Source organism: Sphingosinicella sp., assembly GCF_013911755.1.
Lineage (GTDB): Bacteria > Pseudomonadota > Alphaproteobacteria > Sphingomonadales > Sphingomonadaceae > Sphingosinicella.
Genome location: NZ_JACESP010000001.1, coordinates 267,355 through 283,431, shown reverse-complemented (window position 1 = coordinate 283,431; position 16,077 = coordinate 267,355). Strand labels below are relative to the sequence as shown.

The 16,077-nt window shown below is 65.3% G+C and carries 16 protein-coding genes; 9 read left to right on the top strand and 7 right to left on the bottom strand.

All coding sequences use genetic code 11. The annotated features are described in order from the left end of the window. The first annotated feature begins 158 nt into the window (after window positions 1-158). From H2052_RS01470 to H2052_RS01455, 4 genes are all read left to right on the top strand, one after another. Window positions 159-1,943, top strand: a complete 1,785-nt coding sequence (locus tag H2052_RS01470) for a fatty acyl-AMP ligase (RefSeq protein ID WP_293777030.1) — start codon at window positions 159-161, stop codon at window positions 1,941-1,943. Between the two features lie 13 nt (window positions 1,944-1,956). Continuing rightward, window positions 1,957-2,865 (top strand): NAD-dependent epimerase/dehydratase family protein, encoded by a 909-nt coding sequence (locus H2052_RS01465; protein WP_293777028.1) that lies wholly within the window; start codon window positions 1,957-1,959, stop codon window positions 2,863-2,865. A gap of 70 nt (window positions 2,866-2,935) precedes the next feature. Beyond that, window positions 2,936-3,184 (top strand): acyl carrier protein, encoded by a 249-nt coding sequence (locus H2052_RS01460; protein ID WP_293777025.1) that lies wholly within the window; start codon window positions 2,936-2,938, stop codon window positions 3,182-3,184. Window positions 3,185-3,193: 9 nt separating this feature from the next. After that, window positions 3,194-4,402: an aminotransferase class I/II-fold pyridoxal phosphate-dependent enzyme gene (locus tag H2052_RS01455; protein WP_293777023.1), complete on the top strand. Its 1,209-nt coding sequence runs from the start codon at window positions 3,194-3,196 to the stop codon at window positions 4,400-4,402. Here H2052_RS01455 and H2052_RS01450 read toward each other — a convergent pair. The 4 genes from H2052_RS01450 to H2052_RS01435 all read right to left on the bottom strand — a co-directional run bounded on the left by H2052_RS01450 (window position 4,392) and on the right by H2052_RS01435 (window position 7,662). Continuing rightward, complete coding sequence (locus H2052_RS01450; protein ID WP_293777021.1) at window positions 4,392-5,081, bottom strand: MBL fold metallo-hydrolase; 690 nt, start codon at window positions 5,079-5,081, stop codon at window positions 4,392-4,394. The two genes, H2052_RS01455 and H2052_RS01450, sit on opposite strands and share 11 nt — an antisense overlap. Window positions 5,082-5,230: 149 nt before the next feature. Continuing rightward, window positions 5,231-6,148 carry a hypothetical protein gene (locus tag H2052_RS01445; protein WP_293777019.1) on the bottom strand — a complete coding sequence of 306 codons (918 nt, stop codon included), beginning with the start codon at window positions 6,146-6,148 and terminating at the stop codon, window positions 5,231-5,233. Continuing rightward, window positions 6,145-7,116 carry a diacylglycerol kinase family protein gene (locus H2052_RS01440; protein WP_293777017.1) on the bottom strand — a complete coding sequence of 324 codons (972 nt, stop codon included), beginning with the start codon at window positions 7,114-7,116 and terminating at the stop codon, window positions 6,145-6,147. The genes H2052_RS01445 and H2052_RS01440 overlap by 4 nt, the downstream gene beginning before the upstream one ends. Next, window positions 7,117-7,662, bottom strand: coding sequence for a DUF2141 domain-containing protein (locus H2052_RS01435; RefSeq protein WP_293777015.1), 546 nt, complete (start codon window positions 7,660-7,662; stop codon window positions 7,117-7,119). Window positions 7,663-7,782: 120 nt separating this feature from the next. Here H2052_RS01435 and H2052_RS01430 point away from each other — a divergent pair, with 120 nt between their 5' ends. The 5 genes from H2052_RS01430 (at window position 7,783) to H2052_RS01410 (ending at window position 13,634) form a co-directional block, all read left to right on the top strand. After that, window positions 7,783-9,006 carry an LptF/LptG family permease gene (locus H2052_RS01430; RefSeq protein ID WP_293777013.1) on the top strand — a complete coding sequence of 408 codons (1,224 nt, stop codon included), beginning with the start codon at window positions 7,783-7,785 and terminating at the stop codon, window positions 9,004-9,006. Next, window positions 9,003-10,106, top strand: coding sequence for an LPS export ABC transporter permease LptG (gene lptG, locus H2052_RS01425; protein WP_293777010.1), 1,104 nt, complete (start codon window positions 9,003-9,005; stop codon window positions 10,104-10,106). Before H2052_RS01430 ends, lptG begins: the two co-directional genes overlap by 4 nt. Then, window positions 10,103-11,632: a polysaccharide biosynthesis protein gene (locus H2052_RS01420; RefSeq protein WP_293777008.1), complete on the top strand. Its 1,530-nt coding sequence runs from the start codon at window positions 10,103-10,105 to the stop codon at window positions 11,630-11,632. The genes lptG and H2052_RS01420 overlap by 4 nt, the downstream gene beginning before the upstream one ends. Window positions 11,633-11,706: 74 nt before the next feature. After that, on the top strand, window positions 11,707-12,480 hold the full coding sequence (locus H2052_RS01415) for a sterol desaturase family protein (protein WP_293777005.1): 774 nt from the start codon (window positions 11,707-11,709) through the stop codon (window positions 12,478-12,480). Window positions 12,481-12,488: 8 nt separating this feature from the next. After that, window positions 12,489-13,634 (top strand): N-acetyltransferase, encoded by a 1,146-nt coding sequence (locus H2052_RS01410; RefSeq protein ID WP_293777002.1) that lies wholly within the window; start codon window positions 12,489-12,491, stop codon window positions 13,632-13,634. Here the strand turns inward: H2052_RS01410 and xth are convergent. The 3 genes from xth to H2052_RS01395 all read right to left on the bottom strand — a co-directional run bounded on the left by xth (window position 13,631) and on the right by H2052_RS01395 (window position 15,973). Continuing rightward, window positions 13,631-14,401 (bottom strand): exodeoxyribonuclease III, encoded by a 771-nt coding sequence (gene xth, locus H2052_RS01405; RefSeq protein WP_293776999.1) that lies wholly within the window; start codon window positions 14,399-14,401, stop codon window positions 13,631-13,633. The two genes, H2052_RS01410 and xth, sit on opposite strands and share 4 nt — an antisense overlap. 31 nt (window positions 14,402-14,432) lie before the next feature. Next, on the bottom strand, window positions 14,433-14,762 hold the full coding sequence (erpA, locus tag H2052_RS01400) for an iron-sulfur cluster insertion protein ErpA (protein ID WP_293776998.1): 330 nt from the start codon (window positions 14,760-14,762) through the stop codon (window positions 14,433-14,435). A 68-nt stretch (window positions 14,763-14,830) separates the two neighbouring features. Continuing rightward, window positions 14,831-15,973, bottom strand: a complete 1,143-nt coding sequence (locus H2052_RS01395; protein ID WP_293776997.1) for a M23 family metallopeptidase — start codon at window positions 15,971-15,973, stop codon at window positions 14,831-14,833. Between the last annotated feature and the right edge of the window lie 104 nt (window positions 15,974-16,077).

Below are 16,077 nucleotides of genomic sequence, written 5' to 3'. Positions count from 1 at the left end.
TTCCTGCCATAGTCGGACCCAATTTTGAACGTCACATTCCGGCAAAGGCTGACGCTGGCCTGTTTTGCAAGTGGCCAAGGAGTCGTGTATTTGGCGAGGTTTATGAGCGGCAGGAAAAGCCGCCGCTGCGCCGAGAAGAGCTGAGGAGGTTCGGGGACTTGCTGAATCGCACTTCGGATTCGAGCGCGCTTGCGCTGTCCGGCGCCGATGAAACGGCGCTGGCGCCAACGCCGACGCTCGACGATTTGCCGCGCCGTCTGGCGGACTTCAACACGCTTGGCGAAGCATTGGATTATGCGGCGCAGGGCAAGCGCGGCCTCAACTTCTTCGATGCGCGGGCGCGGCTCGCGCGCGTCCTGACGTTTTCGGACCTCAAGGTCGATGCGACCGCCAACGCCTACCGGCTGATCGCCGCCGGCATCAAGCCGGGTGACCGCGTGGCACTGATCGCCGAGACGAGCGCGGATTTCGTAAGCCTGTTCTTCGGCGCCATATACGCCGGTGCGCTGCCCGTGCCGCTGCCGCTGCCGACCTCGTTCGGCGGACGCGAAGGTTATGTGGAGCAGATCCGCAGCCAGCTCACCTCCTGCGACCCCGAGATCGTGTTTGCGCCGTCCGGCCTTGCTGCGATCGTGGCGGAAGCCGCACACGGCCTGCGCTGCCGCACCGCGCATGACTGGCTGAACTTCATGGCGCGCGACGCGAAGCCCGCTGCGCTGCCGTCGGCGCGCAAGGCCGACATTGCCTACCTCCAGTATTCGAGCGGCTCGACGCGCTTCCCGCACGGTGTGGAAATCACGCACGAGGCGCTGCTCGCGAACCTCAACGGCCATGCCGTCGGCGTGCAGCTTCGCCGCGACGACCGCGTCATCTCCTGGCTGCCTTATTATCACGACATGGGCCTCGTCGGCTGCCTGATGGCGCCGATCGCGAACCAGGTTTCCGCCGATTACCTCGCCACTGAGGATTTCGCGCGCCGTCCCCTCTCATGGCTCGCGCTCATCACGCGCAATGAGGGCCACAGCCTCTCTTACTCGCCGACCTTCGGCTACGACATCTGCGCGCGCCGCGTTTCCAGCCAGACCGATATCGCCGAGCGGTTCGACCTGTCGCGCTGGCGCGTGGCAGGCAACGGCGCCGACATGATCCGCCCGGACGTCATGAACGCCTTCGTGGAAGCGTTCGCGCCCGCAGGATTTTCGGGCGGTGCGTTCCTGCCGAGCTACGGCCTCGCAGAAGCGACGCTTGCCGTTACCATTTCTCCGGTGGGCACGGGCATCGTCACCGATCTCGTCGATGAGCGTCTGCTTTCGGGCGAGCGCGAGGATACTGGTGCCGGTACGGGCCGGATGCGCGCGATCGTGAACTGCGGTGTCGCCCTGCCGGGCATGGAAATCGAAATCCGCGACGAGGCCGGACGCCGCCTTGGCGACCGCCAGATCGGCAAAGTGTTCGTGGCGGGCCCCAGCATCATGACCGGCTATTTCCGCGACGAAATCTCTACCCGCGCAGCGCTGCAGGGCCGCTGGCTCGATACCGGTGACATGGGCTACATGCTGGACGGCGCGCTCTACATCGTCGGCCGCGCCAAGGACATGATCATCATCAACGGCAAGAACCACTGGCCGCAGGACATCGAGTGGGCAATCGAGCAGCTTCCGGGCTTCAAGGCGGGCGACATCGCCGCGTTCTCGATCACCACGGAAGGCGGCGAGGAAGCGCCCGCCGTGCTCGTCCAGTGCCGCACCAGCGATGCCGCCGAACGCGCCGACCTGCGCGAAACGATCAAGACCAAGGTGCGCGCCATCACCGGCATGAACTGTATCGTAGAACTGGTCCCGCCGCGCACGCTGCCGCGCACCAGCTCGGGCAAGCTCAGCCGCTCCAAGGCCCGCGCGCTCTACCTCTCCGGCCAGATCCAGCCGCTCGACATCGCGGCCTGACGCCGCCCGGCGCATGACGACACTCGCCATCACCGGCGGAACCGGCTTCGTCGGGTCGAAGCTGATCGATCTTGCGCTTGAAAAGGGCCAAGCTGTTCGCGCGCTTGCGCGCCGCACGCAACCGGAACGGCATGGCGTCGAATGGATCGCGGGGGATCTCGGCAATCGCGATGCACTCGCCCGTCTGACAGAGGGCGCGGACGCGGTGATCCATGTCGCGGGCATCATCAACGCCCGCACGCCGCTGGAATTTGCTGCTGGCAATGTGGAGGGCACGCGCGCGATGCTGGAGGCGAGCCGGGACGTTCCGCGTTTCGTTCACGTCTCCTCGCTCGCAGCGCGCGAGCCGGCGCTTTCCATCTACGGCAACACCAAGGCGGCCGCCGACGCGCTCGTCGAAACCGCCCGCCCCGATGCAGCGATCGTGCGTCCGCCTGCTGTCTACGGACCCGGCGACCGTGAGACGGCGAACGTCTACAAGCTCGTCGCGCGCGGCTGGGCGCTGCTGCCGGGTGGTGGACGCTTTTCGATCGTCGAGGTGTCCGACCTTGCGCGGGCGCTGCTCGCACTCACGGAAAACCCGGCGCCAAGCGGCACCTTCGAGATCGACGATGGAACGCCCGGCGGGCTCAGCCACCGCGAGATGGCCGCGCATATCGCCGCAGCGCTCGACAAGACGCCGACCTACATTCCGTTGCCCCCAGCGGCGCTGAGGCTCGGCGCCGCGATCGACACGCTCGGCGCGAAGCTCGCCGGGCGCTTGCCCGCGCTCAGCTTCGACCGTGCGCGCTATCTCGCGCATCCGGACTGGGTGGCGGACAGCGCGCCCCTGCGCGCGCTCGGCATCTGGACGCCTGAGGTTCCCGCGGCAGAGGGCATCGCACGAACGGCGGCATGGTACCGGAACGCAGGCTGGATTTAGACCGCCTGTCTGCCTATCCCCTGCCACAATCTGTTGGCATCGAGCCCCAACGACATTTCAGGACATACGCATGGCGCACACACGCGACACCATCCTCCCAAAGCTGCTGGAACTGATCGAGCCGCTGAACCGCAAGGGGATCGCGCTCTCCGAGGACACCAGCTTCGCGAGCGATCTTGAGCTGGACTCGCTCACCGTGATGGACCTCGTCGCCAACATCGAGGACGAATACGACATCATCCTGCCGATGAACCTGCTCCCCGAGCTGGAGACGATCGGCCAGCTTGCCGATGCCGTCGCCAAGATCGTGAACGGCTGAGGCGAGACGATGGGCGATCTTTTCGATAAATTCGACCCGATCATCGCCGAAAAGGCCGCGCTGCTGGCGACGGGTGTCAACGACCCGTTCAACCTCGTGATGGAGAAGGTCCATTCACCGACCGAAGCGACGGTGAACGGGCGCGAGACCATTCTCGTCGGCACCTATAATTACATGGGCATGACCTTCGACCCCGACGTGATCGCGGCGGGCAAGCAGGCGCTCGACGAATTCGGCGCAGGGACCACCGGCAGCCGCGTGCTGAACGGCACCTATCAGGGCCACCGCGAGGTCGAGGAAGCGCTGAAGGATTTCTACGGCACCAGCCACGCCATGGTCTTCTCCACCGGCTACCAGGCGAACCTCGGCCTGATGGCAACGATGGCGGCACGGGGCGAATACATCATCCTCGACGCCGACAGCCACGCCTCCATCTACGACGGCTGCGCGATGGGCAACGCCGACATCGTGCGCTTCCGTCACAACAGCGTGGAAGACCTCGACAAGCGTCTCGGTCGCCTTCCGGCGGAGGCAGGCAAGCTCGTCGTCCTCGAAGGCGTCTATTCGATGCTGGGCGACATCGCGCCACTCAAAGAAATGGTCGCGGTCGCCAAGAAATACGGCGCCATGGTCGTCGTCGACGAAGCGCACGGCATGGGCTTCTTCGGCCCGAACGGACGCGGCGTTTATGAGGCCGCAGGCGTCGAGGCGGACGTCGATTTCGTCGTTGGCACCTTCTCGAAATCGGTGGGCACCGTCGGCGGCTTCGTCGTTTCCAACCACCCGAAGTTCGAGGTGCTGCGCCTCGTCTGCCGGCCTTACGTGTTCACTGCCTCGCTGCCGCCGAGCGTCGTCGCCACGGCAGCGACATCCATCCGCAAGCTGAAGCACGCGCATAACAAGCGCCAGCATCTGTGGGAAAACAGTCGCAAGCTGCATTCGGGGCTCAAGGCCAAGGGCTTCACGATCGCCACCGAGACCGCAGAAAGCGCCATCATCGCTGTGCTGATGCCGGGCCAGGAAGCGTGCGCGCGCATGTGGAGCGCGCTCATCGAGCTTGGCGTCTACGTCAACATGGCGCGTCCGCCCGCGACGCCCGCTGGCATGTTCCTGCTGCGCTGCTCGCTCTGCGCGGAGCATCGCGCCGAACAGGTGGACATCATCATCGATCGCTTCGTGCAGGCGGCGGAGATCGCGGGGATTTCGCTCAACGCGTAGCCGCGACGTTCAGGCGTCGCTCGTATTCGTCGGCCAGCCTGCGAAGCGCCTCCGCCCCGTCTCCCCGGAAGGATGAGCCGTGCATGACGGCGAGCAGGCTGGGCGCCAAATCCGCCAATCGGCGCAGCGTTGGTGCGGTATCGGGCGTGAGACTGGTTGCCTGGAACATGTCTTCTGCGGCCATGGCTGCCGGAACAATGTCGCTTGCCGTTACAGCCTCGCCGTCCCCGACCTGCGTAAACACATCCCCGCAAAAGAGTGTGGCGGTCGTTTCCTCGTAAAGCATCTGCGCTTCCCAGCCGTGCGGGACATGCGGCGTGGGAACAAGCCGAACGCTCTTGCCGCCAAGATCCATCACCTCGTCTTCGCCCAGAGCCCGAGGCGCACGGTCCGCGAGATCATTGACCGAGATATTGCATCCAAGCGGGCTGTAGACGACCTGCGCTTGGGGCGCGGCTTCAAGCCACAGGTTCATCGCACCGCATTCATCGGCCTCGATATGCCCGAAACTGATCCAGCGGAGGCGATCAAGCGGCAGGATGGCTGCGACGGCTGACGAGACCGATGCGAAGAGCGAGCGGGGTCCGCAATGAAAGAGCAAGGGTTCATCCGCAACGATCAGGAACTGATTGAATGTGAAACCCGCGGGCGGCGCAATATCAGCGACATGTGTCGACACGCGGTGGATGCCCGGAGCAATCTCGGTGGTTCGCGTTTGGATACGGTCCTCCCCCTCGAAAGGTCACCCGAACGGATGTTTCCGTCTTTTTGACCAAGCCGTCACAGAAGTCGAGTTTCGGTTTCCAGCCGCGCGATTTTCGATCGCCGCTACCGCACCGCCCCCTTGCGAATGAGCCTCGGCAACAACACGAGCCCGGCGAGGATCGGGAAGCGGCGGTGCCAGGGCTTCACGATGATGCCCGCGCCCGCGTGGCGGTTCACCTTCCACGCGATGTAATCCACGCCGCCCTTGAAGGTGAAACTCGCCTTCGCGAGCCGCAGCACCGAAAGCAGCTTGCCCCGGCGGCGGAGTCTCGCCCACGCGCGTTCGCCGGCTTTGCGATCGGTATGCGCGCGGAAATGCACAATGCCGCCGCGCACCTCCGCCGCGAGATCGCTGTCCGCGATGGCGGGCGCGGTAAACGCGGTATAGCGCGCGGGATCGGTTTCGAAGATCGACTGGCCACGCCCGGCACGTTCGGACCTGAGTTCGGAAGCGTAGGTGAGCGCGAAGGCGCCGGTCCACAGCGCTTCGATGCTGAGATCATCGTCCAGCATCGGCCGCGCGGTCTTGAGCAATGTCGGCGCGGCCGTCGCAACCGCACGGATGACGCGCGCACGCGCCGCATCGCCGCGCACCCAGACGAGCCGCGAGGGCTGCGCGAACCGCGCCCAGACCGAAACGTTGTCGCAATCCGGGGAGCACGCATGCGCGAAATCTTCGAGGGACATCACCGCGAACTTGGCGCGCAGGCCTTCATGCTCCGCGTAAAAGACGTTGGGCGGGATCAGCCGGTTCGCCGTCGCCATCCAGCGGCGCGTGTAGGCGCGGTTGTAGGAATCGACGAGCAGATAGAAATCGAGAAGCGAATCGCCGAGGTCTTCGCTTCTAAGGCACGAGCCGTAGAACAGCACCGCCTGCGCGGCGCCACCGCAACGACCGGCGATCGCCTTGGCGAAATCGGCGACTTCGGGCGCGGCAGGCGTTTCCAGCTCGGCCGCAACGAGCGGCACGAGCGCCGTCATGCCGCGAGGCTGAGGAAGGACACCGGCGCGGTGGGCGTCAGCACGATCGAATGCCCTTCGCCCGCTTCGTAAAGCTCACCGTCGAGGATGACGCTGGCGCGCTTGCCCTCAATGCGGATCTCGTCGCCGCGGCGCAGGTGAAGGCCGTTGAAGCGCGCGCTGCCGAGCCGCCCGGCGAGCGCCGAAAGCAGCGCCTTGAAGATCGTGCCCCGGCGCTGCTCGATCGCCATCAGCTTCAGCGATCCGCCGTGATCGTTGAACGGCGTCGCGAAATTCAGCAGCAACCGTTCGAGCGTCGTCACCATCAGCACGAAGAAGCTTCCCTCGACAGGCTTGCCGCCACGGTGCAGCGAGACGCGCATCGGGCTCGGCTTGACGGGATTCCAGCGCGCACCCACGCCGACGAGCACGCTTGCGAGCACCACGAAGATCGCCATGAGATGGCTCACCCAGTTCGGCAAGCCGAGCGGGTAAATCTTGTTGCGGCAGAACAGGATCGCCTCTGCAAGACCAGCGCCGCCAAGGAACATGCCGAACACCGGGCGTGCCGCGATGCCGTCGCTGAGCGCAATCAGTTGCCGCGCGACGACGTGCGGATCAACACCCGTCTCCACGATCTTGAGGATGTTACCAAGCGCCTCGACCGGATTGGCACCGGCGCCGAGATCGAGCGCGATAAGGTTGGTCTTGCCGTTCGGCAGCACCGCGAGCGGCGGCACCGCGCCCTTGAAGTGGTGGCCGTTGTAAATCTCGGTGAGCGCGGCCTGCACCGTGCCGTCACCGCCGTTGATGACGAGCACAGCCGGCTTCACGCGCGCGATCATGGCGAGCGCGTCGGGCACTTCGGAGATATCGCCCACTTCGTAGTGGAAGATGTTCGGGTGCTGCGCCACGAACTCCCGGATGCGCGGCAACGCGGCCTTGTTGCCGGTCGAGCGCGGATTGGAGAGGAGCGCGACGCAGGCCATTCAGTCGCGCCTTGCCACAAGGGGCTTCACGGAAAACAGCCCCTGCCGGTAATTCAGGATCACATCGACGACCGTCACCCCGTCGCGCGCGACGAACATCGCGTCGTCATAATCGGGCTTGGACAGGCCAAGTTTCGGATTGCCCGAAAAGCCGACGCCGTCCTTCGAGACGGAGAGCTTGCCGTTCACGTCGCGGTCGTGAAGCACGACCATCGAGAATTCGCCGAAACGCGGCAGGGCCATGCAGACGTTCATGTCGCCGGACGCTGTCATGGGCAGCTGGATGCGCTTCAGATACTTGCCCTTTTCCAGAAACTCGTCGGGCTTGTCGCTGTAGACCTGAACACGGAGGTTCCCTTCGCGGTCCTTGAAGCCATACACGCGCACGAGCGCGGCCGGACCGCGCGCGCCCGGCGCACAGGCGGCGGCATCGGGGCCGATGATCGTCTGAGCCACGGCGGGCGTTGAAAATGCACCAAGAACCACCGTTGACGCGACAAGCGAACGGACCAGCCCCCGGATAACCGCATTTGAACGCTTCAGCACCATGAACCTCCTCGACCTTCCCCCTTCGCGAATCACCAAATTGTTGATGCATCCCTGTCTCACCGTGGTATCGGGTCCGCTTGCGGCCAAAATTTGACCAAGGATCGACAAAACCAAGAGATGCTGGCCCGGTTCGACAGGTACATGGCGCGGCTGATCGCGGTGCCGTTGTTCGCGACACTGATGATCGCGGCCATGCTGCTATTGCTGGAGAAGATGCTGAAATTGTTCGACTTCGTGGTGAACGAAGGCGGACCGGCCTCAGTCGTCTGGCGTATGCTCGGCAACCTCATTCCGCAGTATCTGGGCCTGGGAATTCCCGTTGGCCTTCTCCTTGGCATATTGCTCGCTTTCCGGAATCTGGCGCTTTCGAGCGAACTCGATGCGATGCGCGCCGTCGGCATCAGCTACATGCGGATGCTGCGCGTCCCCTACATGTATGCGCTGCTCCTCGGGCTTCTCACGCTGCTCATCGTCGGTTTCATCCAGCCGATCAGCCGCTATGCGTATGAGGGCTTGGAATTCGAGCTGCGTTCGGGCGCGCTCGGCGCGACGATCGACGTGGGCGAGTTCGTGCAGGTGGCGCGCAACACCACGCTCCGCGTCGAGGAAAGCCGCAATCATGGCCGCGACCTGCGCGGCATCTTCGTCAGCGGCCAGAGCGCGGACGGCAAGACCGTCTCTGTCACCGCCGCGCGAGGCACCTTTCTTGCCACCGACGATCCCGACGTGATCCTGCTGCGGCTCACCGATGGTACGCTCGTGCACGACGCGCCTGGCTACAGGCAACCGCGCGTCCTGAGCTTCCGGATGCACGACCTGCCGATCGATCTGCCGCAGATCGAGCTGTTCCGCATTCGGGGCGCCGAAGCTGACGACAATGAACTGACCCTCCCCGAACTCTACCGCGTCGGCTATCTCGGTCAGGGCACCACCACCGAGGAAAACCGGCACGCCGTGCGCGCGAACCTGCATCGGCGGCTCGTGCAGGTGTTCGCCGTGATGGTGATTCCGCTGCTCGCCGTGGCGCTCGCGGTGCCGCCGAAGCGCTCGACCTCGGCGGTTGGCGTGTTCGCCGCGCTCACCATCCTCATCGTCTATAACGAGATTTCAGAAGCCGCCGAGCGCTCCGGCGCTGCGGGCAAGGCCGACATCGTGCTCAGCCAGTGGGGCAGCTTCATCGCGTTCAGCCTGCTCTGCGCGTGGTTCTTCCACGTGCTGGCGAACGTACCGGGAGGCCAGCCGATCGCGATGATCGAGCGCGGCGCGGGCATCGTCACCAAGTGGATCGTCAGCCTGTGGCGCCTGCTGCGGCGCCGCTTGGGAAGGGTGCGCACAGCATGAGCAGCGCGCTGACATTCTGGCCCTCTCGCACCATCGCGACTTACACGGCGCGCATGTTCATGCTGCGAACGCTCGCCTTCGCGATCGGCCTCGTCGCCATATTGCAGACGCTCGACCTGCTGACGGAATCGAACAAGATCCTTGCCATCGACGGCAACGGCAACGCCGAGCTGCTGCGCTACGTGCAGCTTCGCGTTCCGCAGCTCATCTCGCAGTTCCTGCCCTTCTCCGTGCTGCTCGGCGCGCTCGTGACGATGGCGACGCTAAGCCAGAACAGCGAGGTGACGATCTTCCGCGCGGCAGGACTTTCCGCGCATCAAATCCTCTACCCGATGATGGCGGCGGCGCTCAGCGTCTCGCTGTTTCACTTCGCGTTCAACGAGATGGTGCTGGTGCGCACGAATGCGGAACTCATCGCGTGGGAAAAGGCCGAATACCGGCGCGACGCAAAAATCGACACCAATCCGCTCACCGACGTGTGGGTGCGCGAGGGGCGCGAGATCATCCATGCCGACAGCGTGACCGGAAGCGGCGCGTCGACCGTGCTTCATGGCGTGCGCGTCGACCGCCGCGACGGTAGCCGCCTGCGCCAGATCATCAACGCCGCAAGCGCCCGCCCGGACCGCAACGCCTGGCAGCTCGAGAACGTCCGTATCTTCACCGTGCGCACGGGCGCGCTTTCGCACGCGCCGCAGATGCGGCTCGGGGCGGGTATCGAGCCCGACCGCTTCACGATGCGTGCGCCCGACCCCGACCGAACGAATATCGTCGACCTCTGGAAACAGACGCGCCTGCTCGAATCCGTCGGGCGCAGTACGGATTCGCTGCGCGTCGCGCTCTACCACAAGGTCTCGCTGCCGCTTTCCGCCGTGCTGATGCCGTTGCTCGGCGCGGTGACCGCCTTCGGACTCGCCCGCTCAGGGAGGCTGTTCGCACGCGCGGTCGTCGGCATGGTGCTGGGCTTTGCCTATTTCGTGGCCGACAACTTCATGGTGGCGATGGGCGAGTTCGGCTCCGTTCCGCCCTTGGCAGCGGGCTGGGCGCCGTTCCTGCTGTTCTTCCTCGTCGGCGAAGCGGTGCTGTTCCGGACCGAGGAATGAACACCGCCGTTGGAAAGTCTGACGTCGCCAAGGGCGCGGGCGTCGTAGCGTTGTCGCGTCTCGGCGCGCTTGTCGAGGTGGTGTCGCAGCCCGCCTACGTCTGGATGTTCGGCATCGCGGTGTACGGTGTCTACACCGTGCTCTGGGCGGCGGTGAACACCGTTTCCAACGTCGCAGACCTTGCCATCACGCGCGCGCTGCAGCGCGTGATCCCGCAGTCGCGGAGCGAGCGCGACGTGCTCGCCGCGCTGAAGGCGGCACTTCTGCTCGGCGTCGTGCCGAGCATCATCGTCGCCGCGCTCGTGATGGTCTTCGCGGGCGATCTGGCGGCCCTCGTCAACGCCGGCCCGCGCGAAGCGGCGGACATGCGCCTTGCCATCCTGATCTTCGCGCCCGGCTTGCCTTTGTGGTCGTTCATCGAGCTGGTGACGGCAGCGGCCCGCGCGCGGCGCGCGTTCGGCCCCGAGGTGCGGCTGCGGCTATTCTGGGAGCAGTGCGTGCGCCTCGTGCTCGCCTTCGGCCTGTTCCTCGCGGGGTGGGACACGCTCGCGCTCGTCACCGCGCACACAGCGTCGCTGTTCGTCACTGCGATCCTCGCCGTGCGCCTGCTCGCCCGCTACTACGATGTCCGCGCCATGTGGCACACACCGTTCGACAGGCGAATTTCGCGGCATGTCTTCGTCACCGGCATCAGCTTGCTGCCGATCAACGTCGTCTACCGCGTGCTGATCGACCTGCCGCCGCTCGTCATCAACGCGCTCATTCCGGGCAACGCGGGCGCCGTCGCCTCGGGCCTTTACGGCATCGCGCGCAAGGTGGCGACGATCCCGCAGCTGCTCCAGCAGGTGTTCCAGTATGTGCTGGCGCCGCTTACCGCCGCGCAGGCCGCCGTCAACCGCCTCGCCATCGAGCCGCTCTACGCCTTCGCGACGCGGCTTTCGACCGTGGTCGTGCTGCCGATGGCCGCGTTCCTGTGCCTGATCGGCGACCGCATCCTGTGGCTGTTCACGCCGGACGCTGTCGCCGCGCTGCCGGTGCTTGTCGTGCTCGTTCTGGGGCGCGCCATCGAAACCGCGATCGGCCCGGCCCGTCCGGTGATCGAGATGATCGGCCACCGCCTGCTGCCGACGCTGAACGGCGTGCTTACCATCGGCGTGTGGGCCGCAGTTACGTGGTGGCGCGTACCCATCGACGGCGCCGTCGGCATGGCGTGGGCGGTCGCGGCGGCAAGCGTTTCCAACGCCTTTCTGCCGCTCGCCGAGCTTACCATCGCGCACGGTTTCCGGCCGTTCGGCTGGCGTTTCCTGCTCTGCGTCGGCCTCGGGCTTGCGGGCGCGGCGATCCTCATGGTCGCCGATCTCGGGCTCGCCCACGCACGCTTCTATATCGAGCTGCCCGCGATGTTCGCGCTGATGCTGGGCGTCATCTGGCTCGGCCTGCGTTTCGGGCTCGCCCGCTCCGATCGCGGCGCGCTCGGCAGCCTCGGCGCGCGCATCGGTCTGGCTCCCGCCACGCCGTCGTCGTAAAGTTGCCGCATTGGGGCGGGATTAAGATCCCCGTAGTTTGCGGCAATGCCGCCCGAATCTCAGAGGTCCGTACCATGCAGATGCTCAAGGGCTATCGGCTCGGCATGTGGAGCAAGAGCCACAACCTGTCGAAGATGACGTTCCGCGAGCTCGTCGTCGCCTATTTCCAGTATTACGCCATTCAGGCGTATCTGCTGCTGACGGTGGCTTGCGCCTATGTCGCTTATGCCTATCCCACGACGCTGCTGCGCGGCGCGGCCTCCGTCGCCATCGCCGTCGCGGCCTATCCGCTGGCGTGGTTCCTGCTGCACCGCTACGTCCTCCACAGCCGCTGGATGTTCAAGTCACCGCTGACGGCGCGGACGTGGAAGCGCATTCATTACGATCACCACCAGGACCCGAACCACCTCGAGGTGCTGTTCGGCGCGCTCTACACGACGCTGCCGACCATCGCGATCGTCACCATCCCGGTCGGCTACGCGATCGGCGGCATCGGCGGCGCGGCCTGGGGCTTCGGCGCGGGCCTGCTCACCACCTGCTTCTACGAATTCTGCCACTGCATCCAGCATCTCTCCTACAAGCCGAAGTCGCCGTGGCTGGTCGAGATGAAGACGCGTCACATGGAACACCACTTCCATGACGAGGATGGCAATTTCGGCATCACCAGCTTCATGTGGGACAAGCTGCTTGGCACTTACTACCAGCGCGCCGAACGCCCGGAGAAGAGCGAGACGGTGTTCAACCTCGGCTACACGCCAGAGGCCGCAGAGAAATGGCCGTGGGTAGCCTCGATGTCCGGCGGCGTCGCTGAAGGCCATCCCCGCCAGCGCATGAAAAAAGCGGCCTGATTCTCGGCATGGGGGGCGGCATCGAGATCCGGCCGGTCGCGGGCGCGGCCGACCGCAAAACGTTCATCGACCTGCCGTGGGCGCTCTACGCGCGCGATCCGGCTTGGGTGCCGCCGCTGAAATCGGAAGTCGCCGGGCTGATCGGCGGCGCGAAGAGCAACCCCTGGTTCGAACACGCCGAGGCCGCCTTCTGGCTGGCATGGCGGGACGGAAAGCCCGTCGGGCGCATCTCCGCGCAGGTCGACCAGCTGGTGCTTCAGCACATGGGCGCGGGCACGGGCCAATTCGGCATGTTCGAATGCGTCGACGATCCGGCGGTTGCCATGGCGCTTCTGGACACAGCAGAGGCCTGGCTGAAGGCCAAGGGTATGACACGGTCGCTCGGACCGTTCAGCCTTTCGATCTGGGACGAGCCCGGCCTTCTCGTCAGCGGCTTCGAACTGCCGCCCACCGTGATGATGGGCCACCATCTGCCCTATTACGAAGCGCTGATCGAAGGGCGCGGCTATGCCGGCATCAAGGATCTGCACACCTACGAACTGCCGATCGCGACCGGTTTCCCGCCTGCGTTCAACCGGATCGTTGCAGCCGCCGAGAAATCCAGCCGCATCCATATGCGCAATGTCGACAAGTCGCGTTTCGATTCCGAAGCCGCGCTGATCCTCGATATTCTGAACGACGCGTGGTCCGATAACTGGGGATTCATCCCGCTTACGCCTTCGGAAGTGGCGTATGTCGGCAAGAAGCTGAAGCCGATCGTCTTTGAAGACCTGATCCGCATCTGCGAGGTGGACGGCGAGCCGGTCGCGTTCATGATTACGCTGCCCGACGTCAACGAGATGACCGCCGACCTCGACGGCAAGCTGCTGCCATTCGGCTGGGCGAAGCTGCTCTGGCGGCTGCGCGCGCCGAAGGTCCGCCGTATGCGCGTGCCGCTGATGGGGGTGCGCAAATCGATGCAGGGCAGCCGCCTCGCCAGCTTCATGGCGCTGATGATGGTCGAGCATATCCGCCGCGCGGCCGTCGGCGTTTACGGCGCGACGCAGGGCGAACTTGGCTGGGTGCTCGATGACAACGGCCCGATGAAGTCGATCGCCGAAATCATCGAATCAAAGATCACGAAAACCTACCGGGTCTACGAAAAGGCGCTCTAGACGATATCGATCCAGACCGGTGCGTGGTCGGAGGCCTTCTCCGCCCCCCGCGCCTCGCGGTCCACGGTCGCATTCGTCAGCCGGTCCGCAACGCGCGGGCAAAGCAGGAAGTGGTCGATGCGCAGGCCCGCATTCCGCGGCCAGCAGCCCGCCTGATAGTCCCAAAACGTATAGAGATGATCGTCCGCCGGATGCACGGCACGCAGCGCCTCCGTCCAGCCCTGATGGATGATCCGGCGCAGCGCGGCGCGGGATTCGGGCTGCACGAGCGCATCGTTCGCCATCACCTGCATACTGAACACGTCGCGATCTTCCGGCGCGACATTGTAGTCGCCGGCAAGCACCGCGGGCGTTTCGGAGGCAAGCAGCAGCGCGGCGCGCGCTTCCAGTCGCTTCATCCAGCCGAGCTTGTAATCGAACTTCGGCCCCGGCTGCGGATTGCCGTTGGGCAGGTAGATCGAAGCGATGCGAACACCGTTTACATCGGCTTCGAGGTAGCGCGCCTGCTCATCGGTATCGTCACCCGGAAGCCCACGCTGCACTTCGGTCGCAGGCTCGCGGCTGAGGATCGCAACGCCGTTGAAGCTCTTCTGACCGTGCACGAGAACGTGATAGCCGAGCGCCTCTATATCCGCCGCCGGGAAGCGCTCGTCGATGCACTTAACTTCCTGCAGGCAGGCGACGTCCGGCTTTCGGCTTTCCAGCCATTCAAGAAGGCGCGGCAGGCGCGCGGCGATTCCGTTGACGTTGAAGGTGGCGATACGCATGGCGCAGGGCTAACGTCCCGCAGGCGCCCGGTCAAACCGAGAAGGACGTACCGCAGCCGCATCCTGATGCGGCGTTCGGGTTGCGCACCTGAAAGGACGCGCCGCCGAGGCTTTCGACGAAATCCACCTCGGAACCTTCCAGAAGATCGAGGCTTACCGGATCGACGACGAGCTTCACGCCCGCGGTTTCGGTGGTGAGGTCGTCGGACGCGATCTCGGTTTCGAGGCCGAAGCGATACTGGAATCCCGCACAGCCGCCACCTTCCACGGAGAGCCGCAGGATCGCGGGCACGCCGCCCTGCCGGGTGGCGATGGCGGCAACGCGCGCCGCGGCTGCTTCGGTGAGATGAGGTGCGCTCATGCCGCAGAGATAGGGGTTTGCTGTGAGCAGTTCAATGACGGGTGTGGATACCGACGTCGGTTAGGTGTTCAGTTCCCGGTCGGCTCGGCCGGACCGCCGACCGCGATGGCTCCCGCGCTCTGCTGCGCGGCGAGCACCCGGTCGCCGGCTTCGAGGAACGGCATCGGGTTGACCTGGCGCCCATCGATCAGCACCTCGTAGTGAAGGTGGCTGCCCGTGGAACGGCCCGTCGAGCCCATGCCGCCGATCAGTTCGCCGCGAGCGATGCGGTCGCCCTTTTTCACGTCGAGACGCGACATGTGGCCATAGCGCGTGACGATGCCGGCGCCGTGGTCGATCTCGACATATTTGCCGTAACCGCCCGGATGATAGCGCGCATCGACGACAACGCCGTCCGCAGCCGCGTGGATCGGTTCGCCGACCGGGCCGGCAAGGTCGACGCCCTTGTGCATCGCGGTGTCGCCCGTGAACGGATCATAGCGGACGCCGTAACCCGAGGTGTAGGTGTAGGCCTTCACCGGCTTCAGCGACGGAATGGCGCTCATGCCCTTTTCGAGCAGGTCAAGCTTCTGCCAGCTGACGAACAGCGCCTTGAACTGCGGCTCTGCGCCCGCCAGCGGCGAATCCGCCGTCTCTTCCGGGCCGCCCATGCCGAAAGTCGACTGTTTTAGAAAGCGCGCCGGCTGAAGACCCAGACGGCGAATGAGCGCGCTCGATGTCTCGAAGCGGGCCTCGGCAGCCGTGCGGGCGTGATCAGCGAGCGCAAGCTGCGCGCGGTCGAGCTCGGCGAGCGGTTTCAGGACAGCCGAACCGCCGACGCCTGCGGCAGGCGCAAGCGCGGGCATCAACGCAGCAAGCTGCGCCGGGTCTGCCTTGCCCGAAACGAGCTGGGCGAGGAATTGCTGGCGCTGCTCGACGCGCGCCGTGGTTTTTGCGACGCCCTGGCGCAGCGCTGCCAGTTCGGCGCGCATGGCAGTAACTTCGTTTTCCGCAGATGCTTCGACCGTGCTGCTGCCGATCATCGCGCCCGTCGCCACCGCCGTGTAGGTGAGCAGCGCGGCAAGGCCGGTGAGGCCGATGACCTGCGCACGCGTCGTCAGGCGGTACACCTGCATGCCGACATCGCGCTTGTAATGGAGAAATTCCCGCTCGGGCAGCCGCTTTGCGACCTTGTCCCGAAACCCGGATGCGACCTTCATTATATCCAGCACCAAATAAGACCCCCGCACTGCGCAAACGCGATGTTGGCGCAATAGATTCGTCTAACTCGTGTTTGGACCCCATGCCCTCCGAGCCCGGAGCGTTAGGTGACAAG